Source organism: Nocardia sp. NBC_01499 (genome assembly GCF_045040275.1).
In the GTDB taxonomy this organism is placed as follows: domain Bacteria; phylum Actinomycetota; class Actinomycetes; order Mycobacteriales; family Mycobacteriaceae; genus Nocardia.
In genome coordinates, this window is record NZ_CP109426.1 from 1,513,061 (window position 1) to 1,534,461 (window position 21,401).

General features: G+C 63.6%; 16 protein-coding genes and 1 pseudogene. 11 read left to right on the top strand and 6 right to left on the bottom strand.

Annotation, left to right across the window (positions count from 1 at the left end):
- Positions 1-342: 342 nt before the first annotated feature.
- Positions 343-603: a hypothetical protein gene (locus OG203_RS06795; protein ID WP_405164810.1), complete on the top strand. Its 261-nt coding sequence runs from the start codon at positions 343-345 to the stop codon at positions 601-603.
- 291 nt (positions 604-894) lie between these two features.
- On the opposite strand, the gene OG203_RS06800 is transcribed toward OG203_RS06795, so the two are convergent.
- Positions 895-1,500, bottom strand: a complete 606-nt coding sequence (locus OG203_RS06800) for a TetR/AcrR family transcriptional regulator (protein ID WP_405164811.1) — start codon at positions 1,498-1,500, stop codon at positions 895-897.
- An 85-nt stretch (positions 1,501-1,585) separates the two neighbouring features.
- Between OG203_RS06800 and OG203_RS06805 the strand changes: the two genes are divergently transcribed.
- On the top strand, positions 1,586-2,335 hold the full coding sequence (locus OG203_RS06805; protein WP_405164812.1) for an SDR family NAD(P)-dependent oxidoreductase: 750 nt from the start codon (positions 1,586-1,588) through the stop codon (positions 2,333-2,335).
- 241 nt (positions 2,336-2,576) lie between these two features.
- Here the strand turns inward: OG203_RS06805 and OG203_RS06810 are convergent, their stop codons facing one another.
- Positions 2,577-3,491, bottom strand: a complete 915-nt coding sequence (locus tag OG203_RS06810; RefSeq protein WP_405164813.1) for an SAM-dependent methyltransferase — start codon at positions 3,489-3,491, stop codon at positions 2,577-2,579.
- 390 nt (positions 3,492-3,881) lie between these two features.
- On the opposite strand from OG203_RS06810, the gene OG203_RS06815 reads away from it, so the two are divergent.
- The gene (locus tag OG203_RS06815; protein WP_405164814.1) at positions 3,882-4,922 is read left to right on the top strand and encodes an alpha/beta hydrolase; all 1,041 of its coding nucleotides are present in this window, start codon (positions 3,882-3,884) and stop codon (positions 4,920-4,922) included.
- A gap of 86 nt (positions 4,923-5,008) precedes the next feature.
- Here the strand turns inward: OG203_RS06815 and OG203_RS06820 are convergent, their stop codons facing one another.
- Entirely contained in the window at positions 5,009-5,905 is an 897-nt protein-coding gene (locus OG203_RS06820; protein ID WP_405164815.1) for a hypothetical protein, read from the bottom strand.
- A 343-nt stretch (positions 5,906-6,248) separates the two neighbouring features.
- Positions 6,249-7,004 (bottom strand): helix-turn-helix transcriptional regulator, encoded by a 756-nt coding sequence (locus OG203_RS06825; RefSeq protein ID WP_405164816.1) that lies wholly within the window; start codon positions 7,002-7,004, stop codon positions 6,249-6,251.
- Positions 7,005-7,262: 258 nt separating this feature from the next.
- On the opposite strand from OG203_RS06825, the pseudogene OG203_RS06830 reads away from it, so the two are divergent.
- Positions 7,263-7,541 (top strand): annotated as a pseudogene (locus OG203_RS06830) (DUF1702 family protein); the annotation flags it as partial.
- Between the two features lie 38 nt (positions 7,542-7,579).
- On the opposite strand, the gene OG203_RS06835 reads toward OG203_RS06830, so the two are convergent.
- A complete protein-coding gene (locus OG203_RS06835; protein WP_405164817.1) occupies positions 7,580-8,284 on the bottom strand; it encodes a winged helix-turn-helix transcriptional regulator in 705 nt (234 codons plus the stop codon).
- Positions 8,285-8,365: 81 nt separating this feature from the next.
- Positions 8,366-8,644: an AarF/UbiB family protein gene (locus OG203_RS06840; RefSeq protein WP_405164818.1), complete on the bottom strand. Its 279-nt coding sequence runs from the start codon at positions 8,642-8,644 to the stop codon at positions 8,366-8,368.
- A gap of 172 nt (positions 8,645-8,816) precedes the next feature.
- Here OG203_RS06840 and OG203_RS06845 point away from each other — a divergent pair, with 172 nt between their 5' ends.
- The 7 genes from OG203_RS06845 to OG203_RS06875 are packed head-to-tail and all read left to right on the top strand — an operon-like array spanning position 8,817 to position 21,268.
- Positions 8,817-9,842, top strand: coding sequence for a DUF1702 family protein (locus OG203_RS06845; protein ID WP_405164819.1), 1,026 nt, complete (start codon positions 8,817-8,819; stop codon positions 9,840-9,842).
- Positions 9,839-11,821, top strand: a complete 1,983-nt coding sequence (locus OG203_RS06850) for a CRTAC1 family protein (RefSeq protein ID WP_405164820.1) — start codon at positions 9,839-9,841, stop codon at positions 11,819-11,821. The genes OG203_RS06845 and OG203_RS06850 overlap by 4 nt, the downstream gene beginning before the upstream one ends.
- On the top strand, positions 11,818-12,858 hold the full coding sequence (locus OG203_RS06855) for an enediyne biosynthesis protein (protein ID WP_405164821.1): 1,041 nt from the start codon (positions 11,818-11,820) through the stop codon (positions 12,856-12,858). The genes OG203_RS06850 and OG203_RS06855 overlap by 4 nt, the downstream gene beginning before the upstream one ends.
- A gap of 3 nt (positions 12,859-12,861) precedes the next feature.
- Positions 12,862-18,762 carry an SDR family NAD(P)-dependent oxidoreductase gene (locus OG203_RS06860; RefSeq protein WP_405164822.1) on the top strand — a complete coding sequence of 1,967 codons (5,901 nt, stop codon included), beginning with the start codon at positions 12,862-12,864 and terminating at the stop codon, positions 18,760-18,762.
- A gap of 3 nt (positions 18,763-18,765) precedes the next feature.
- Positions 18,766-19,245 (top strand): acyl-CoA thioesterase, encoded by a 480-nt coding sequence (locus OG203_RS06865; RefSeq protein WP_405164823.1) that lies wholly within the window; start codon positions 18,766-18,768, stop codon positions 19,243-19,245.
- Between the two features lie 14 nt (positions 19,246-19,259).
- Complete coding sequence (locus tag OG203_RS06870; protein WP_405164824.1) at positions 19,260-20,198, top strand: oxidoreductase; 939 nt, start codon at positions 19,260-19,262, stop codon at positions 20,196-20,198.
- A gap of 23 nt (positions 20,199-20,221) precedes the next feature.
- A complete protein-coding gene (locus tag OG203_RS06875; RefSeq protein WP_405164825.1) occupies positions 20,222-21,268 on the top strand; it encodes a methyltransferase in 1,047 nt (348 codons plus the stop codon).
- The last annotated feature ends 133 nt before the right edge of the window (positions 21,269-21,401 follow it).

Sequence of the window (21,401 nt, forward strand, 5' to 3'; positions counted from 1 at the left end):
ATACCTCCGATGGAAATCTGCAGCTGCCATCATAATTTTGCGCGGCGTTGCACGATAGCTATAGAACATTTCGGCATCCGACTCGCTTCGGCACCGTAATCATTATCTCTCGTTGACAGACGAGTTGGCCAACGAAGAATATTCAACCGGGATGTGAGAAAATTCGACAACCCGGTCAGTGCAAGATAATTCGCCCGCTTTCGGGCCATAGGCACGTCTTCCCCCGAGCCGTTTATCCCCCGGCTGACTCCAGGTCACTCCCATCCAGAATTGTCACAGGTACGAATACGTGACGTACGGTGGACCGGACAGGCTGGTCCACCTCAACGGACGGGAACCGCTATGCGTCTTGATCGCGCCCGTGCTACCGCTGTGCTCGCCGCAACCGTCATGACTGCGGTGGGTTGGATGGTCGCCACTCCGACGGCCTCCGCCGATCCTGTAGACACCTGTATCACGAAGTGGGACACCTACGGAGACTTCAAGACTTGCTACAAAGAGGAGAAGCTGAAGGAGCAAAAAGGACGCGCCAACACCAAGGAAGACTGCGAAAAGCTGGGCGGCAAGTGGGTTGCAACTCATCAGTACCCGGATTGCGAGTGACGCTTTAAAAACCGACCTATCTGCGCGTTGCAATCGAGCCCGGCCCGTTTGTTTCGGCCGGGCTCGGCTCGTCTCCGACGGCGCTTCAATCAAGCTGCGACACAAGGAGAATGCCCCTATGCCGCAGACAGCGACGAAACAGGGGCTTCGGCGGGTCGCGGGCCCACACTGGTGTTCGGTCGGAGCGCCGAGCCGAAGCGCGGGAAACCGCCGCTGCACCTCGACGTGAACCCACCGACCGCGATCCGGACTGGAACGGCTGCTCGCCGCAGCTGGTCGAGGGCGTCCTGATTACACGGTCCCAGTGCGCTCGGTGAGAGGCAGTGCCGCTAAGGATGTCGTTGCTATCGCAGTCAATTCGGCGCGGCCGACCCCGGCGGTTGCGAGCACTTCCATACCTCGCGTGACGGCGACGAAGTAGGCCGCAAGGGCGTGTGGGTCAGCGTCGGAGGCGATTTCGCCGCTGTGTTGAGCGTCGATGATGCAGTGCCGGTAGATCCCTTCGAGCCGGGTGAATCCGTCCAGTGCCGATGCCGCGACGTCGGTGTCGCGGTGCCCCAGTTCGACGGTGGCCTTGGTGAACAGCGAATCCTGCCGATCGTCGTCGCTCAGCACCAGGGCCACCTTCAGCATCTGCGCCTTGATCCGCTCCAGGGGCGTTGAGTCGGGTCCGGCCAATGCTTCGTCGACCGCGGCGATGGCGTCGGCCGTGCTGGCCAGCAGCGCCCGCAGGAACAGTCCGCGCTTGCCCCCGAAGGCGTTGTACAGGCTCTGTTTACCCAGTCCGGTCGCCTTCAGCAGGTCATCGATCGTGGTTCCGCCATAACCGTTGCGCACGAAGGTCTCCCCGGCTGAGGCGACGACCTCGGCCTCGGCGAACTTTCTCGGTCTCGGCATACCGCCGACCCTACCTCATTATTGACGATTTGGTCCATAACCATTATTTTGGACGGTATCGTCAAAAACTGAGTAGGGAGTCGACATGACACAGTTGAACGCCAAGACAGCGCTCGTCACCGGTGGAACCTCCGGGATAGGACGCGCGATCGCGACCAGACTCGCGAGCGAGGGCGTGCACGTGTTCGTCACCGGGCGTCGCCGCGCACAACTCGATGCGCTCGTCGCCGAGCTCGGCGACGCGGTCACCGGCATCCGTGGCGACATCTCCGATCTCGACGACCTCGACCGGGTCTACGCCGCGGTCGCCGAACGCGGCCAGGGCCTGGACATCGTCGTCGCCAATGCCGGCGGCGGCACGTTCGCGACGCTGGAAGACCTGAGCCCGCAGGACTTCGACGACACCTTCGGGACCAACGTCCGCGGAACCGTGTTCACCGTGCAGAAAGCATTGCCCTTTCTCAATCCCGAAGCGTCGGTGGTGATCACCGGATCGACTTCCGCCGCGAGGGCAACCCCGGCGTTCGGTGTCTACTCGGCAAGCAAAGCCGCGATTCGCCAATTCAGCCGCGTGTGGGCAATAGAACTCGCCGGACGCGGAGTCCGGGTCAACACAGTCACTCCCGGACCCACCGAAACCCCCGGACTCGCCGGCCTGGCAACCGAACCCGATCAGGCACGCGCATTGCTCGACAACGAAGCCCGGCGTGTCCCCCTTGGGCGGCTCGGGCAGCCCAGCGAGATCGCCGACGCGGTCGTTTTCCTGTCCTCGCCGCAGGCGAAGTTCATCACCGGTACCGAACTGTTCGTCGACGGCGGCGAATCACAGGCCTGACCCCCTGTCCTCAGCAGGTTCGAGCAGGCGGGCGAACGTCCGGTTCACCAGGGTCGAGCCCGGCGCACCGGACTGGTCGCCGTGGCTCGGTCTTCCGACCGTCGATCCGTGGCGGTGTCGGTGTCGGCGAACGGGGCCTTCGCTAGCGACGTCGCGTGAGAGCTTCGCGAGGTCATCGACACTGCCCGGCGTGGCTGTGCCGATGCGGACATACTGCCGTTGCTCGATCAACTGCGTTCGATCACCGCGATATTGGCCTCGGCGGACGGACTGCGGTCATCAGCCGCATCAGCGAGGGGCTCCATCCCCGGTCGTTGAAAACCGCCTCCGCCGTCCGATCCAGCGAATCCAAGTAATCCGGAAAGGTGACGCCCGTGGCGTCCCAGCCCCGCGCAGTGAACCATTCCACCGCATCGCTGCCCTGCTCGTTGTAGACCAGATCCGCCCAATCGGGTTGGCTGCTCATGTGGCAGGGACGGTCGGCCGGTTCAGCTGGAGCCTGGTCGGGCACCGTGGGCGGCTCCTCGATAGCGACGCGGCTCCCGGGGGCGCTGGCCAGCTCGATATCGTCGAACAGCTGATCCCCTGCGGCCGCCGACAGGTAGTACAGCAGCCCTTCGGCCAGCCATGCGGTTGCTTCGCTCGGATCGAAACCGTGCTCGCGCAATATCTTTGACCAGTCCTCACGCAGGTCCACCGGAACCTCGCGGCGGTCGGCGCGCGGCTCGTCACCGCAGGAGGACAGAGCCCGCCGCTTGAATTCCAGGACCGTGGTGCGGTCGAGTTCGTAAATGGTCGTGCCGTCGGGCCAGGGCAGACGGTAGGCGCGGGCGTCCAGACCGGCGCCAAGAATGACGATCTGACGTACTCCGGCACGCATGGCCGTGGCGAAGTAGTCGTCGAAGTATTTGGTTCGTGCCGCCTGGTAGAGCTGGAAGTAGACGCCGAACCTTGGGTCGAGCAGGGGATGCTCGGCCATCTTGCCGTCGAGCAGATCCGCCCACTCCGGTCCTGCCTCGCGCACCAAGAACTCTGCATAGGGCTCGACGGCCAGCGGCTCGGATCCGCGACCGGCGAGGGCGCGCGCCGCGGCGACGAACAATGCCGTTGACCCGACCCCGGTGCTTATGTCCCAGGTATCTCCCTCGGTACGCATGATCGGGCACTGTAGCCGTCGGCGCGTAGCCAGCACGCCGACCAGCCCGGGATGTTGCTAGCCGTTTTCTCAAATCTCAGAACCAAAGACTGCGGCGGACTTGCGCGCCGGCACTGGCTGCCGGATCCCTATTCGGTACACGCTCCGCATCAGGGTGGGCCGGGTGTGCCGAAACGATGCCGCCCCCTTACTGTGTGGCGTCAGGTCGGCGTCGGTGATTGTGTGCCGAGCGGACCGCCGGAACGTCGGCATTTCGATCCGCCCCGCTGCCGCCGACATCGAACATGCATTGACAGTCAGATCTGCTTGCCGGACACGGGGATTCACGTACCTGGAGTCGCTGCCCCCGATCGGCCCGGACACCTCAACGGACAGTAGGAGAAGATCAGGATGCGCTCGGCACGACTCGCAACGGCAGTGACAATCATGGTGGTCGGACTCCTGGGCGCGACCCCTGCCGTTGGAGTCCCGCCCACGCCGCATCCGGCTGTTTCGTGCCGGGATCTTTCCATCCCGGTCACGCTGGGGGCGGGCCAGCCGCTCTACCTGATGGGCGGGCGTTTGTGCGTTCCCGCGGGGGCCACGGTCTTGCAGATATTGGTTCCGGGTTTCACCTACAGCAGCGACTACTGGGATTTTCCCTACGAGCCGGATCGGTACAGCTATGTCCGGGCGGCAAACACGGCGGGCTTCGCGACATTGAGCATCGACCGGCCCGGCACCGGCTCATCCGCCCTGCCGCCGTCTCAGCTTCCGCCCGCGGCAGCGCTCACGGTGGACAGCGAAGCCGACGCGCTCCACCAGGTACTGACGGCCTTGCCAGCGGTAACAGGCGGCAATAGATTCGCCAGGACCATGCTGGTCGGTCACAGTTTGGGTGCCACCGAGTCGGCGATTGTCGCGGCTAGGTTCCCCGGCGACGTCGACGGGGTCATCCTCACCAGTGACCTGCACTCGACCCCTTCACTCGGTGCCGACGACCCCAACCATCCAGCGGCCGAGGAGCCCAAGTTCGCCGGTTATCCCGCCGGTTATGTAACCACCAGGAAGGGCGTACGCGGGCCGCTGTTCTACGACACCGACTACGCCGACCCGAAGGTCATCGCCGAAGACGACAAGCGCAAGAGCGTCGGCACGATCAGTGAACTGGCCACCGGCAACGATGTGTCCGGATCGCCAACGGTGTCTCAGGGTATTTCGGTGCCGGTCCTGCTCGTGGTCGGCCGGAATGACCGCATCTATTGTGCGCAGTATCGGTCGTGCGCCGATGCCGAGGCAGTCCTGACCCACGAACGCGGCTACTACACCGCGGCCCCGGAACTGGACGCTTTCGTCCTGCCCGACGCTGGGCACTCCATCAACCTGCACCCCAACGCGCCCGACTGGTTCGACGCCGCCATGAAGTGGACCACCGATCATGTCGGCCACTGATGCCGGTGACCGCACGACGTCGGTGACGTCCCCGATGTCGGTGTCACGACTCCCCTACGGTCGGTGACTACGCAGTCGATGTGAATCTAGGAGTTTTTGCTTCGGGTCGGCGGGTGCCGCATCGCCTTCATCGTTGCGGCGATGTACTGGTCTCCGACTCGCAAGTGAGGTGCGTATCGGGCGGCCAGCCGATGGCGCATCAGCCGCAGTTCTCCGACTGCGTTGCGCGAGGTTTCGTTCGATTGGGCAATCGATCGACGCAGGTCCACCATGTTATAGGCCAACGTGACATGACGTTCGGCGTCGATGAGGTCGGCTTCAAGGAGGTCGTTGCAAGCATCGGCCAGCTCGGCGGAGTGCGTGGCCAGCTCGGCGTACGTCTGCGGAAGCGCTGCGAGTAAGGCGTTCACAGTCTTCCGGTAGATCTTGTAGGAATACTGCATCCGCCCGCTGAGCGGTGTGGTTTGCGCCGGAACCATCATGGCCGGCCGAACGACCTCATGGTAGTACTCGACCGGCATCGCAGCGGCGTGCGCCATGGCGGCAGGCAGTCCACGTACCAGCACCACTGCTGACCGAAGCCGCTGTGCCGCACCGGATCCGGGCTCATCAGGGAGGCGCCGGATTGCGTCCCTCACCGCGACTGCCGCGCATCGGGTGAATTGCGCATGAATCTGATGCCCAAGGATCCACCGGGTGCTCCAGATAGCCTCTGCCGACGCACAAGTCGCGGTCTGCGTCGGCGGGCTGCCGGCACTGCGGTGTCCAGCTGAAGAAGCCGCTGCCATATCGTTGCCGGGGATTCCCGTCAGATCGGCTAGCACCTGTCTCATGGCGGCCGTCTCCGACGCCAGGTCGGCACCGGCCATGGGAGCGACGGCAAGATCACCCAATCCACCCGGGGCGAAGATCAATGCCGCGTGCAGTGCTGCCTGGTGCGGCGACAAGTCGGCTTCACGGATCCGGAAGAAATGCTCGCTCACCGACCGGACTGGCAGATCCTCTCCGCGAACGGGCGGCTCATGCTCGGACAAGGCTACTGCGAAAGCTGTCAAGAACTCCCCGGCTCGGTACAAGCTTGCCTCTCGCGCTGGGGGGCTCGTGTAGGCCGTGACCTCGGCCAGCGCCGCCATCGCCTGTACCGCGAGGGTCTTCGACCTCGACGTGAGGGCCGGTGGTACATCGATTTCACCCTCATGGAGAACTGCCACGGGGGGTGAAGATTTGGTCCCTGCCCGCACAGACGCCATCGCAATATTTTAGCACCACCGTCTTGCCTTGCGGCATTACTGGGCGGGTGCCCGAGCGGACCGTGTCCGGCGAAGCCTACTGAACAATTGATGAGGTCAGGATGTCGCTCAACGGTGCCGGTAGCGCGGGGAGAAAGGGAGGTGTTCGGATCGTCTGCTCGGTCAGCGTGATATCGATTTCGACTCTGTCCTTTTTTCGAAGCTGGAACTCGCAGCTGCCGATGTGCAGATCTCGACATATCCCACAATCGACAGAATCCTGTCGGGACGACGTGATCACCCTGGATATCCACCTGCCTGGAGGCAGGCAGTCGATGCTGAAAACATCTCGATTCTCGACGATGAGCAACGCGGCGGCGGACGACACGGGCGTCGCCGTTGAGAAAATGCCAACATATGCCCGCCGCACCGTGTCGCCGTTGCCATCGAACAGCTTGATCGTCAAACTCGGCATATCATGCGGACGTTCCGAATCGGCGCCGTATATCTCCCACCCCAAGCTGGCCCGTTCCCCGCGCACGTATCGCCGATATCGGGACGGACTAAGCCCAACCGCCTCGGTGAATCGCGAGGTGAACGTTCCGTAACTCATGTAGCCGACCGACTGCGAAATCTCATAAACATTCGTCGACGTGTCCGCAAGCAGCTGTTTACTACGCGCAAGCCGGACGGCGGAGAGGAATCTGACCGGTGAGCATCTGGTTTCCGATCGAAACTTCCTTACGAAATAGAATTTGCTATATTTCGCAATACCGGCCAACTCGTCGAGTGAGATCTGTTGCCCACAGTTGTCCCACATGTATCTGATGCTGTCCGCAATATGATCTGACACGAGCTCCCCCTATCGATGACGAACGAGCGATGTCGGGAAGAATCGGACACGGCAACCCGCTCGTTACCCTCCGACCCCTCTCCAGCGCCCCGGCACAGGCGAAAGTGACGCTCGGCGGCAGCATCGGCAACTGAGAGGGGCTTATAAGGTCACTGGTCGAAAGATTACTTCTATACGGACAGTTGAGCAACGACGAAGAAGCATGGGCAGGCCCCCGGATGCGATGCTCAACTATAGATTCGGGGAGGAGGTCATGACATGAGCTCGCCATCGGGACTGCTCCGTCGAAAGATCCTGACACCCAACGCCCGAGCGGCGTTCTTGCGGTTCCGCAGGTTCCTCTCGCGCAACGCCACTGCCCCGACCTACCTGAAAGTCGCGCCGACCACGTTCCTTACCAGGTTCGGCGCCGGTGCCGAAAGTGCAACCGCCGCAACGACTTACGCGATCCTGTCCGAAATACACAGTGCGTTAACGGATTTCGCGTTCCAAGGCGCGGCGACGATGATCCGAGACAGTCTCCCGATCGGCCATGATCACCGGGTCGCTCCCGCACGCCCTACGAAACGTCGCGGTCAGGATACGTCGGCTACCCCCGCGTCGGTGGTGGCCGACGAACTCGAGGTGAGTTCGAGGTCGAGCAGCCGAAGACAACGCGACAGAGAGTTGGTGTCACCGGCGATTACCACCCGGCCCGACAACACCGCGTCGAGGATGGCGACCTGTTCGGTACCGATCCGGATGAACGTCTCCGGATCGGCGGTGACAACCAGGGCGGGTTCGTTCGGCGGGTTGCCTTCGACGACTCGTGCGGTGTGGTTTTCACAGCGCACGTGGAACACTTCGTCGCCGATTCGGAACTCGTATGATTCGTCGACCTCTGGCTGGGGACCGACGGCGACCATCGCCTCCAACGCCAACCGCGCCCATTCGGCGCGCACGAGGCCGTCCTGCTCGTACGAGGCGATATGCGACAGGCCCCATGACGCCAAACCCATGACCACCGGCCGAAGTGCCTCGCCGCGGGGCGTCAGCCGATACTGGACGCCGCGGCCGTCGCCTGCCACGGATTCACGCTGGATCACTCCGTGCTCCATGAGCATCTGCAGCCGTGCTGCGAGCAGATTGGGTCCGATCCCGACCAGTGTCTCCTCGAGCAGTTGGTTGTATCGCTTCGGGCCGGTCAGCAGATCGCGGATGATCAGCAGCGTCCACCGCTCGCCGACCACGTCGAGCGCTGCCGCGATAGCGCACATCTGCGCGTAACGCTTCGTTCCCATGTGGACACCCTCGAGGCCGTTCAAGACTGTTAGCTACATTTATACATGGCAATATTACCAACAGGGACAACAGCGGGAAGATCAGCTCAGGCGCCGCGTGAATACCGAAGCAGCCGGAGAGGTCCTTTCGCAACCGCCGCAGATTGTCGGCCTCCCGTTCGAAGTCGAGCTGCCCGAGGAATGGCATCCGCCATACCGCGCCCGGTATACCGACGCCACGCCGCCCGAGGCGACCGGCTGCGGGTCCAGCTGCGCGAAGATGTCGTCGACATCCTCGCCGTAAGCCTCTGCCAAGGCGAGGGCGGTGTGCTCCTCGTCGAGTGGTGCGACCGAATCCTGCAGCAGCGACAGCTCAACCACCTTCCGATGACGAGGTAGGCGACCGAGCGCCCCGAGTCGGACGCCGACTTGCACACGGGAGACTGCCGGTAGATTACTTCTAATTTATAGATTGAGCAACGGGGAAGAAGCCTCGGACGGCCGTCGAGTGCCAACCTTGAGTACAGGGTTTGCGGACGAAGGGGGTCTTCAGATGGTCTCTTTGCCGGGACGGCTTCGCCGAAAGATCTTGACGCCGGATGCGCGGCAAGCATCGTTGAAGGTCCGCGGCTTCCCCGCCCGCAACCCATACGCCGCAGCCTGTCTGGAGACGGCCGGTGCGACGTTCCTCGAAGGATTCGGGATCGGCGCCGAGCGGGCCACGGCCGCCGAAACAGCCGAGCTGTTATCTGAAATCGAAAGCGAGCGAAGAGGTTTCGCCTTCGAAGGTGCCGCGATGGCGATGGCGATCCGTGATGGACTTCCGATCGGCCACAACCATCACGTGAGCGACTTCGTCGCGGCAGCCGACGAGCACCGCTACATGATCTACGTAGGCGTCGGCTGGGCACTCGCCAGGCTCCCGCGACGACGACACCGAGCGTTGCTGACCGGGCTGACCGATCCGGTGCTGATGTGGCTCACCTTGGATGGCTACGGATTTCATCAGGCCTATTTCCATACTGATCGCTATGTGAAACAGCAGTATGCTGACCCGGCCCGACTCGCGGTGTCGACCGCGCACCCGAGCTATGTGCCTCGCGCGATCGATCAGGGGATCGGGCGGGCCCTGTGGTTCGTATCAGGTGCCGATCCGGCAGCCGCGTGCGCGATCATCGACCGGTTCCCCGCAGACCGACGTTCGGACTTGTTCGCTGGGCTCGGCCTTGCGGCGACCTACGCGGGCGGTGCCACCGCGGGCGAACTCGGCGCATTACGCGAACAGGCAGCTGACTACTGCCAAGACATCGGACAGGGTGCGGTATTTGCCGCCGAGGCACGCGCTCGCGCCGGCATCGTGCACCCGTATACCGAGACCGCCGTAGAGATCCTCGCCGGTCGGCACGTCGATGACGCTTCCAGAATCGCGATCGAAGCTATGCCAACGGAGCCGACAGTCGACGGACGAGTCGCTTACGAGGTCTGGCGAGAACGGATCCGGCAACGGTGCCGGCCCCCGGAGGCACCGTTGCCGACCACTTCCTCCGTCAGCGAAACAACTGCGAAGGCCGAGTCATGAACGCTCGAATCAGAACACTGGTGCCGGCAATCGGCGCGGTAGTGGCGTTGGTATCGATCTTTCTGATCGCGCAGGCCCATGTCGCTACCGAAGATCCAGCCAAGGTGGCGCAGGATTATCAGCTCGAGTCCATGGCGATCGCAATGCCACCCGGATACGACAAGTTGCCGACAAAGTCTGTTCGCGAGGTGAACCCGGCATATCAGAACATCCGTTCCTGGGTCTCCTCGGTCGGTGCTTCGATCGCCATCAACGATCTGCTCGGACACGGGCGCTCCGACGGGATGTGCATCGTCGATACCCGAACGGATTCGGTGATCGTGACCTACACGCCGACAGCGCCACCGAACGACCGCTTCACGCCGTTCGTTCTACGTCCTGACCCGCTGGTAGTGGATTCGACGATGGCCCCGATGGGTTGTGCGCCCGGCGATTTCACCGGCGACGGCCAGCTGGACCTGCTGGTCTACTACTGGGGACGAACGCCGATCATCTTCCACCGCAACGGGAATCGCGATGAGCCTACGGCAGCGTCGTACACTCCGGTCGAGGTTGTGCCCTCGGCCGGCGCCGCAGGTCATTACAACGGTGAACTGTGGAACACCAATGCTGTCTCGATCGCGGACTTCGACGGCGACGGCCACCCCGACATCATCTTCGGCAACTACTTCCCGAACTCGGCTGTGCTCGACCCGCATGGTCACCCCGACGTCGTCATGAACGACTCGATGTCGAACGCGACGAACGCGGCCGGTGAACGGGTATACCGTTGGAACGGCAACGATCCAGCAGGCCACCCGACATATGTCGACGAGAAACAAGCGATCCCCTACGCTGATGCCACCGGCTGGACATTGGCGCTCGGAGCGGGCGACTTGACCGGCGATCTGCTTCCCGAGCTCTATATCGCCAACGATTTCGGCCACGATCACCTGCTGTACAACCGGTCCACGCCGGGCAATATCCGCTTCACCACCGCGACGGGGAATCGAACGTGGACCGATCCCAAATCATTTGTGCTCGGGAACGACTCGTTCAAAGGAATGGGTGTCGATTTCGCCGATCTGTACAACCGCGGGAAATTCGACATGATAGTCAGTAATATCACGACCCCGTGGGGAATCCAGGAGAGTAACTTCGCCTGGCGCAACGACACGGCCTCGGCCGACGACATGCGCCGAGAACTCGCTGCCGGGCACGCACCGTTCTCGCAACAGGCACAACAGCTCGGGTTGGCATGGTCTGGCTGGGGTTGGGATATCAAAGCCGCGGACCTGCGCAACTCGGGAACCCTTGACGTGCTGCAGACGACCGGCTTCGTCAAGGGCAGCGGCGACAACCGGTGGCCCTGGCTGCAGGAGTTGGCGACCAGTAACGACGTCCTGCTGCACACCCCGAACTCATGGCCGCGAGCAGTCCCCGGCGACGATATCGCGGGCGGGCACACCATGGCGCTGTACGCCAAAGGCAACGATGGCAAATACGTCGACATCACCGATCAGGTCGGCACCAACGTGCCGATACCGACGCGCGGCCTCGCCATCGGCGATAGCACCGGCACAGGAACGCTCGACTTCGCGGTCGCCCGCCAGTGGGACGCCCCCGCGTTTTTCGCGAATCGGTCACCGCGCATGGGGAATCCGCTGGAGCTTCACCTTTACCGACCGGCAGCGCATTCCTACGGCGGAGCTGGCGCGGTCATCGGACAGCCTGCCTACAACGCGGCCGTCACGGTGCACACCGCCGATGGCCGGACCATGCGTAGCCAACTCGACGGCGGCAGCGGCCACAGCGGCAAACGAAGCTTCGATGTTCATTTCGGGCTCGGCACGGCCAGCGGCCCGGTGACAGCCGACATCGATTGGCTCGACAACACCGGTGCACGGCAGCACCAGACGCTGCGGCTGACGCCTGGCATACACGCGCTGATGCTGACCGACACCGCCACCGAGATCGCCGAGGGGACCACACAACCATGACTTTGCTCAACCGGAAACCAACCATCGGCGATAAGAAGAATACGCACCAGGTCGAAATCCTCTCGACAAACGGCAAGGCTCCGGTCGACCGACAACACGACGCGCAACCGCCCGTAAAAGATACGCGTTATCTGGCCTTGCGTAACTTCGCGCTCTCACTCACTGTTCTCAATATCATCGGGTACGCCCTTCTCGGCTTCGAACAACCGCCGCTATGGCCGATTCTGGCGCTGGTGTCGGCTTATGTGACCGACTTCGTGTTCGAGATGATCACCGCGTGGACCCAGCGCACGTCGCCACGGTTCCTCGGTCACGGCTTCCGCGGGGTCTATGAGTTCCTGCTGCCAGCCCACATCACTGCCCTCGCGGTAAACATGCTGCTCTATGCCAACAATCAGTTCTGGCCGATCTTGTTCGCCGTCGTCGCCGCGATCACAAGCAAGCACGTGTTCCGAGCTCCGTTCGCCGGGCGTATGCGGCATTTCATGAATCCGTCCAATTTCGGGATCACGCTTACGCTGCTTTGTTTCAGCACCTGGATCAGCATCGCACCGCCCTACGAATTCGGCGAGAACCTCAACACGATGTTCCGGATCGCCGTCCCGCTCGTTCTGCTCGTCGCGGGCACCGTGATCAACGCTACTCTGGTGCGCCGGGTGCCGCTGATCGTCGGTTGGCTCGGTGGTTTCGTGATCCAGGCCATTGTTCGCCATGAACTGTTCGACGCCGCTCTTGTTGCCGCACTCGGCACGATGACCGGCACCGCGTTCATCCTGTTCACCAATTACATGATCACCGATCCTGGAACCACACCATTTCCCGCTCGGGCCCAATTCATGTTCGGCGCCGCTGCCGCAACGGTGTACGGACTGCTGATGGCCCTCGACGTCGTATACACCTTGTTCTTCGCCTTGACGATCGTTTGCGCGGTACGGGGTAGCTATGCATGGCTCGCGACTTGGGCCGAGGGTGCCAGACGTAAGGCCACCGTCTCGGAACCGGTGTTATCCCCCGACCTCAGAGTTAAGCGAGCATGAGCGATGGTTCGACTGGCAATCGTCGGTATGGCGTGCCGCTTTCCCGACGCGGCGACGCCGGCCCAGCTGTGGGAGAACGTCCTCTCCCGTCGACAAGCATTCCGGCCGATCCCCCAGGTCCGGTTGAACCCGGCCGACTACTACGCCAGTGATCCCGCGGCGGCGGACCGTCACTACGCGACACATGCCGCGGTCATCGAAGGCTGGACATTCGATCGCACCAGACATCGCGTCGCCGCAAGCACTTTTCGGTCCACCGACATCGTGCACTGGCTCGCACTCGACACTGCTGCGGCGGCACTCGATGACGCGGGCTTTCCCGCGGGCGAGGGCTTGGACCGCAAACGCACCGGCGTCATCCTCGGAAACACACTCACCGGCGATATGACACGCGCCACCGGCATGCGATTGCGCTGGCCGTATGTGCGTCGCACCCTGGCCGCGGCGCTGCGACGCAAGGGCTGGCCTGCCGAGGATATCGCCGACTTCCTCGACGAGTACGAGACGGATTACAAAGCACCATTCCCAGCGATTACCGAAGACAGCCTCGCCGGCGGCCTGGCGAATACGATCGCCGGGCGCATTTGTAATCACTTCGATTTCGGGGGCGGCGGCTTCATCGTCGATGGCGCCTGCTCGTCGTCACTCTTAGCGGTGGCGCAGGCGGGAGATGCCCTGATCGCCGGTCGACTCGACGCCGCTGTCGTCGGAGGGGTCGACATATCGATAGACCCCTTCGAACTGGTCGGCTTCGCCAAGACCCGCGCACTGTCGACGTCGGGGATGCGCGTATACGACGAGCACTCGAACGGCTTCTGGCCAGGTGAAGGCTGTGGCGTCATCGTGCTGCTCCGCGAGCAGGACGCGATCTCCCGTGGCTCGCGGATATACGCGACGATCGCAGGCTGGGGCATTTCCTCGGACGGTCGCGGCGGCATAACCCGTCCCGAACGCAACGGTCACCTCCGTGCGCTCGCCAGCGCGTACCGGATGGCGGGCTTCGGTATCGATACGATCGACTATCTCGAGGGCCACGGCGCGGGCACCGCGGTCGGTGATCGAACTGAGCTCGAGGTGTTCAACGAGGCCGTCGCCGCACGGAGCGCAGACAGACCACCGGTCGCGATCGGAACGATCAAGGGCAATATCGGTCACACGAAGGCGGCGGCCGGTGTCGCATCGCTTATCAAGACCGCACTCGCCGTTCATCATGGAATCATTCCGCCGGTCACCGGTACTGTCCGCGCCGAGCCGTTCCTCGCCGACGCCGGGGACCGACTCCGCCTTCCCGACGTTGCGCTTCCGTGGCCGGATTCTGGCGCGGAACACAGTGTTGCCGCCCTCGACCCCGACACCGTGCATCCTCGGCGTGCCGGTCTGTCATCGCTGGGATTCGGCGGCATCAACACCCATGTCGTACTGGAGAGCCGACGGCTACCGCGCCCGCTCGGCACCCGCCTTGATCGAAGCGCTCAGGACGCGGAACTCTTCGTACTTTCGGCGGCAACGCCGATGGATCTGGCGGACAAGCTCCGCGCGGTCGCGGGTTTCGCCGCAGGCTGTTCGTTCGCCGAACTCGGCGACCTCGCCACCGAGCTGACACGTATCGACTCCCGACTGCCGATCAAGGCGGCGGTGGTCGCCGCCGGGCAGCAACAGGCCGCTGACCGGTTGACCGAACTCGCCGACGCGCTGGCGGCCGGTGAACGGCACCGGATCGCTGCGGGCCATGGCCAATTTCTCGACGCGAATACCGGAACCGCTGCGCGCATCGGGCTGATGTTTCCCGGGCAGGGCGCCCCTGGGCACGGGGACGGCGGCGCACCCGCTCGCCGCTTCTCGGTCATCGCTGACCTGTATGAACAGGTTGGTGTCCGCCCCGGAGGTACTGCGACCGACGATGCACAGCCGCGAATCGTGGCCGCGTCGCTGGCCGGACTGAGACTGCTCGCCGCCGCCGAGGTGGATGTCGTCGGTTGCGTCGGACATAGTTTGGGCGAATTGACCGCTCTGCACTGGGCTGGCGTGTTCGACGAGACCGAGCTCATGCGCACCGCGGAGTTCCGGGGGAAGGCTATGCGGGCCGCGGCGATGGACGAGCCAGGCAGCATGGCGACAATCCATGCGCCCGCTGGTCGGGTCTCGGCTCTGTTGAACGGCGATCCGGTAGTGATCGCCGGATACAACAGTCCGAAACACACGGTGATCGCGGGTCCGGCCGACGCCGTCGACGCAGTGCTGGTCAGCGCGCGCGCAGCCGGGATGCGATGCCAGCCACTGCCGGTCTCGCACGCGTTCCACTCACCGTTGGTCGCTCCGGCGGCCCGACTGTTCCGCCAGCACCTGGATGAGATCGACATCCGCGCGGTCGAGCGACCCGGGGTTGTCTCGACCGTCACTGCGGCGCCGCTCGAGCCAGGTACTGCTGTCGCCGATCTGTTGGAGCGACAGGTGCGCGCACCGGTCCGTTTCGCGGCCGCATTGTCGCGGCTCGCGCAGGCTTGCGATCTGCTCGTCGAGGTCGGTCCTGGGGCGGCGCTCTCGGCCATGGCGGCCGACGTATGCCCCGAAGTTCCGGTGGTCGCCATGGAGACCGACGGCAGTTCCGTCGCCGGAATCCTGCGCACCCTCGCCGCGTGCTATGTCCTCGACGCACGTCCCGATCTGCACGGTCTCACCGCAGAACGGTTCAACCGGCCCATCACGCTCGACAAACGGTTCGACTTCATAGCGAACCCCTGTGAGCGCGCGCCGACCGACTCCTACCTGCCCCGAGCGCAATCCGCAGAACTCGGCGCGGCACCTCCGGCCGTTCGGGATCAGCCCGATTCGGCATCGGGTGACCAGCCATCGTCGTTGCTGACGTTGCGGAGACTGATCGCGGACCGCGTCGAACTCCCGATCGAGCAAATCACCCCCGGCACTCACCCGCTCGACGATCTGCATTTGAGCAGCATCACCATTACTCAGCTGGTCGCTGACGCGACCAAGCGGTTCGGTACCCGGCCCCCGGAACCGACCACTAATGTCGCCACCGCGACGGTCATCGAGCTTGCCGAGGCGATCGACGATATGGCTCGCCAGGACGGCGACTCACCGGCGGAATCAGCCGACGATCTGGTCGGCGTCGATATGTGGGTGCGACCGTTCACCGTCGAACTTGTCACGTCATCGGTGTCGCCCGTCGCTGACGACAACGAGGACAAGCCTGGACGGTGGCGTGTGTTCGCGCCAAGGGACGATCGGCTCGCCGCTGCCATCCAGCAACAACTTGATACCTCCCGCCTCAGCGATGGCGTGATCCTGAGGCTGGGCGCACCGGCTATCGAATCGGCCGAAACCGCGATCGACCGTATGCTCATCGCTGCCCGCTCAGCGATCAGCGATGGGGTTCGCTTCGTCGTTATCGACGACGGCAACGGCCGCGATGCGGCCGCGCTCGCCAAGACCGCTCATCTCGAGGCGCCGACGCTGCGCACGACGGTGATCCATGCGGCCGCAGACCTGGCGCCCGAGCACGTCGCGCGACTGGTGTGCGCCGATATCGCGGCGACAAGAACATTCAGGGAAGTCCACTACAGCCCGGATGGCAACCGAACCGAACCGGTACTTCGTGAGCTGACGCTGGACAGCGCCCTTCTTCCACTCGACGCCAGCGACGTTGTCGTTGTCACCGGAGGCGCCCGCGGCATCACCCTCGAGTGCGCGGCCGCGCTTGCCGAGCACACTGGATGCGTGCTCGCGGTCATCGCTCGAAGCCGCGCGGACGATCCCGATGTCGCCGCCAATATGACGCGCATACGCGAATCCGGTGTCACTGCATACTATTACGCCGCCGACGTGACCGACCGAAGCCAGGTTGCCGCTGCCATCGCCGCGATTCGCCGCGATCTCGGCGAGATCACCGGCATCATGCACGGGGCCGGAATCAACACCCCCGCCTCGATCGAGTCACTGACCAGCGAGGACATCGTCCGCACCGTCTCCCCCAAGATCGACGGTCTCCGCAACCTACTCGACGCACTCGCGCAAGCCGAGCTCCGTCTGGTTGTCGGCTTCGGCAGCATCATCGGCCGCGCGGGCTTGCGCGGCGAGGCGCATTACGCAATAGCCAACGACTGGTTGCGCTCCACCATCGACGCACTCGCCGACGAACTGCCGACGTGCCGATGCATGACCATCGAATGGTCGGTATGGGCCGGGACCGGGATGGGCGAACGGCTCGGCGTGCTGGATTCGCTGGTCCGTCAGGGTATCGATCCGATCCCGACCGACTCGGGTGTCGAGGTCATTCTGGATCTCCTGCGCACCCCCGCCTGTCCGACCAGTGTGGTCGTGATCGGTAGAACCGGGGCGCTACCGACAATCCGGTTCGACGATATCGAGCTGCCGCTGTTGCGGTTTTTGGAGCGTCCGCGCCTATATGTCCCCGGGATCGAGTTGCTCGCCGACGCCGACGTGTCGATAACAACCGACCCGTATCTCGCCGATCACCGATTCTCCGGCGACGCACTGTTCCCGGCGGTGATGGGTATGGAAGCAATGGCGCAAGCCGCGACGGCGCTGTTCGGTGAACAGCATCCGGTCCAATTGCACGATCTCGAATTCCTTCGCCCGATCGTGGTGACAGCGGACCGCGCCACCACGATCCGGGTCGCGGCGCTGCGATCGGGTGATAGCGTCAGGGTCGCAATCCGCTGCGACACAACAGGTTTCCAGATCGACCACTTCCGCGGCGTATGCCGACGCGCACGGCAAGAGGATGTCGCAGCCTTCGCCTCGCCGACGTCGATGGCCGAACCACTCCGGCAACTCGCCGACGACACCGTCACCGCAACGCCCGGTCTCGATATCGTGGTCGATACCGACGTGTACGACCGAATCCTGTTCCACGGGCCGATGTTTCGGTCTATCGCTGACTACTGTCAGCTATCCGCCAGGCAATGCACGGCACGGATCCGCATCGGTGCTGAACGCTGGTTCTCCCCCATGTTGCCGAAATCGCTTGTGCTCGGCGACCCGGCCGCACGCGACGCATTCATGCACGCCATTCAGGTCTGCGTCCCCGACTCGACCCTGCTGCCTTCGAAAGTCGCACGCGTGCTTGCCTTCCCAGTCGCGCCGGACGTCCGGACTGTCGTGCTTTCCGCGCGCGAACGCTCCAACGAAGGATCGAAATACGGGTATGACGTCATCGTTCGGGACGAGCGTGGTGCACTCGTCGCGATCTGGGAGGCACTAGAACTCACCGCGGTCGCACCGATCGCCACACCGACCGGATGGATACCCGAGTTGCTCGGCCCACACCTGCAACGGATGCTCGATCCCCTGCTGCCTTCGCCGGTTCGGTTGGCGATCCTTCGCGACGAGCCGCCTGCAGCCGCCACTGACGAGAGCACCCGCGCAGGAATCTCGAGCCGCCAGAAGGCAACCCAACGCGCGTTGACCGCGGCGCTCGGCCGCGCGGTGATCCCGCGTTACCGGCCCGACGGACGACCGGAGATACCCGACGGGTACGTCAGCTCGTCGCATGGGGCCGGCCTTACCATCGCCGTGGCCGCCGCGCGCCCGATCGGCTGTGACGTCGAACCGGTCCAGACTCGCACACCAACCCAGTGGGCCGACCTTCTCGGCAGCTCAGGGGTAGCGCTCGCGGCGATGTGCCGCGAGGCTACCGGCGAGTCGTTCGCCACCGCCGCAACGCGGGTCTGGAGCGCACGCGAAGCCGCGACGAAACTCGGCGCAACGGTCACTAGACCGAGGCTGGTATTGGACAGTCAACCGGCGGTCGGCGATCGGCTGGCTTTCCGACACGGCACCGACGTCATCTGGTCCTTCAGCACCACGCTGGCGATACCAACGCCCCAACTGCCCGTCGTGTTCTCAGTTACCGAGAAAGGTTGACACGTGCGCGCTTACGAGATCTCCCACATCGTCGGCTTCGAAGAAACCAACCTGGTCGGCAACGTCTACTTCGTGCACTACTTTCGCTGGCAGGGCCGATGCCGGGAAATGTTCCTGATGGAGCACGCACCCGACGTGCTCGACGAAATCCACCGTGACCTCAAGCTTTTCACGATCAAGTGCGAGTGCGAATACTTCGCCGAGCTGACCGCATTTCAACGCCTCACGATCCGGATGACACTGGTCGACCTCACCCAGACGCAGATCGAATTCGAATTCGCGTACCTCGACATCGACGCCGAGACCGGGGTGGAAAACCTGGTGGCCCGCGGTCGTCAACGGGTCGCCTGTATGCGCGGCAACGGGTTACAGGTCGAGCCGACCAGGGTGCCCGAAAGCTTGCGTCGTGCGCTCGAGCCATATCAGCAATCCCACCGCCTCGGCGACGGCATGCGCGCCGTCGCAGGCCACGGCGCCGACTGAACTCGCGGCCTGCGATGGCGAAGTATTGGACGGCACAGGATGTCCCGCCGTGTACCGGGATGGTTGCGCTCATCACGGGAGCATCGTCGGGGCTCGGGCTGTATATGGCCGGTGCGCTCGCCGCGCGGGGAGCGCGGGTGTTACTCGCCTGTCGCGATGTCTCGCGTGGTCGCCGAGCCGTGGCGGCCGCCCGTAGCTCTGCCGCCGACGGCGGGACAGCCGAGCTGGCGGTCCTGGATCTGGCCGATCTGGCCTCCGTCCGCCGAGCGGCCGCAGAAATCGGCGAGCGGTGTCCGGACGGCCTGGACATTCTGATCAACAACGCCGGGGTCATGGGCACACCATGTCGCCGGACAGTGGACGGCTTCGAATTGCAGATGGCCACCAACCACCTCGGTCCCGCCGCGCTGACCTGGCTGTTGTGCCCAGTCCTTCGGGTTGCTCGGGCACCGAGGGTGGTCACCGTCTCGAGCCTGGAGCATCGGCGAGCCGAGCTGCGCCTGAACGGCGGCGGACTGGGCGGCGAGGCGTATCGCCCGTTGCGGGCTTACGCGGATTCCAAGCTCGCCGCCCTGCTGTTCGCTTTCGAATTGGACCGCCGCGCGCGAAGGGCAGGCATGGCGATGATCAGTGTCGCCGCACATCCGGGTGTCGCATACACGCATTTGATGGCCAACACTTTAGGTAGCCGAAACCGCCTGCTTGCTCCGTTCGGCTTGATTCCGGTGCCCGGTTTGACTCAGCCGGTCCGGATGGGTGCGGCGCCGATTCTCTTTGCGGCAACGATGCCGGCGGTGCACGGTGGTGAATTCTACGGCCCCAATGGGTGGCAGGAAATCCGCGGGTATCCCGATCTCGTAAAAGCGGCGGACCGTGCTTATGAGATGACAGCGGCGGAACGAGTGTGGGACATGACCGCCGCGATGACCAAGGTGATGCCCGATCCGCAATGACGGCTGGACACAAGGAGTGAGCTGTGCACAATCCAGGGAATGATGACAAGGTCTACACCGGTGATGCCGACTACGACCCGGTGTTCGGGCAAATGATGCTCAGCATGACGCTGGCACCCGCAGTCCATGCGGCAGCGAAATTACGAGTGGCTGACGTCATCGATGACAAGCCGGTCCATATCCGTGACCTCGCCGCGAAGCTCGGTGTTCATGAGCGGTCCCTCGATCGGCTGCTGCGAGCACTGGCGGCATTCGGTGTCTTCCATACCGACGGCGATGATCGATACGGGCACAGCCGCACGTCAAGGGTGCTGCGTGCGAACGAACCGAATACCATGCTTTATCTGCTGCTGATGAGCGCCAGTGAGTGGAATATCAGGTCCTGGCAGGGTTTGGCCGACACCGTCCGCACCGGGAAACCGGCATTTCGGCGAATCTACGGCAAGGATATCTTCGACTATTTCGCCACCGACGATCCGGAATCCGGTGAGCGCTTTCACAAGGCTATGTCGGTGCTGAACGGAACCACGATCGACGCTATCGCCGAAGAACTCGAATTGCCAGGAGCCAAGCGCGTCGCTGACATCGGCGGTGGTCAAGGCACACTGCTCTCGGCTGTCCTGCGTCGGAATCCGTCGCTGCACGGAATTCTGTTCGACCTCGAGCAAGCCATGGCCGATCTCGACGCGAGCCTCTCTGGTGAATTCGCCGATCGGTGCACAGTTGTCGCAGGCGATGCGCGACGCCATGTTCCGGTGAGCGCGGATGTCTACATACTCAAGCACGTTCTGCACATGTGGGGCGACGACACAGCAATCGAGGTACTGCGCAACATTGCCGCGGTGGCGCATCGCGGTGCACGGGTGATCGTCGCGGAGCAAACGATTTCCGATGACCCGAGCGCGGCGTACACCTTACTGATGGACCTGCAGATGTTGGCGACGATGTACGGGGGCGAGCGCACCGAAGAGCAGTTTGCCGAACTGTTCGACCAGGCTGGACTGCAATACCGAGGAAAGACGCCGACGCGATCGGCGGTTGTTCTGCTCGAGGGGGTCGTGCCGCTGTGATCGGGTGCCGTCGAGCGCGCGGGCATTGCTTCTAATCAAATAGATATATATATTAGTAGTAATCCGGGGTTTGGGGTCACCGTCTTACCTGTACGCAAGCCGAACTGCAACCCCTGGCCTTCACTACGTGACA

Coding starts and splice junctions, on each gene's coding strand:
- OG203_RS06850 (WP_405164820.1), top strand. CDS start 9,839: ATGAACGCTCGAATCAGAACACTGGTGCCGGCAATCGGCGCGGTAGTG.
- OG203_RS06815 (WP_405164814.1), top strand. CDS start 3,882: ATGCGCTCGGCACGACTCGCAACGGCAGTGACAATCATGGTGGTCGGA.
- OG203_RS06800 (WP_405164811.1), bottom strand. CDS start 1,500: ATGCCGAGACCGAGAAAGTTCGCCGAGGCCGAGGTCGTCGCCTCAGCC.
- OG203_RS06845 (WP_405164819.1), top strand. CDS start 8,817: ATGGTCTCTTTGCCGGGACGGCTTCGCCGAAAGATCTTGACGCCGGAT.
- OG203_RS06860 (WP_405164822.1), top strand. CDS start 12,862: ATGGTTCGACTGGCAATCGTCGGTATGGCGTGCCGCTTTCCCGACGCG.
- OG203_RS06810 (WP_405164813.1), bottom strand. CDS start 3,491: ATGCGTACCGAGGGAGATACCTGGGACATAAGCACCGGGGTCGGGTCA.
- OG203_RS06835 (WP_405164817.1), bottom strand. CDS start 8,284: ATGGGAACGAAGCGTTACGCGCAGATGTGCGCTATCGCGGCAGCGCTC.
- OG203_RS06855 (WP_405164821.1), top strand. CDS start 11,818: ATGACTTTGCTCAACCGGAAACCAACCATCGGCGATAAGAAGAATACG.
- OG203_RS06805 (WP_405164812.1), top strand. CDS start 1,586: ATGACACAGTTGAACGCCAAGACAGCGCTCGTCACCGGTGGAACCTCC.
- OG203_RS06795 (WP_405164810.1), top strand. CDS start 343: ATGCGTCTTGATCGCGCCCGTGCTACCGCTGTGCTCGCCGCAACCGTC.
- OG203_RS06870 (WP_405164824.1), top strand. CDS start 19,260: ATGGCGAAGTATTGGACGGCACAGGATGTCCCGCCGTGTACCGGGATG.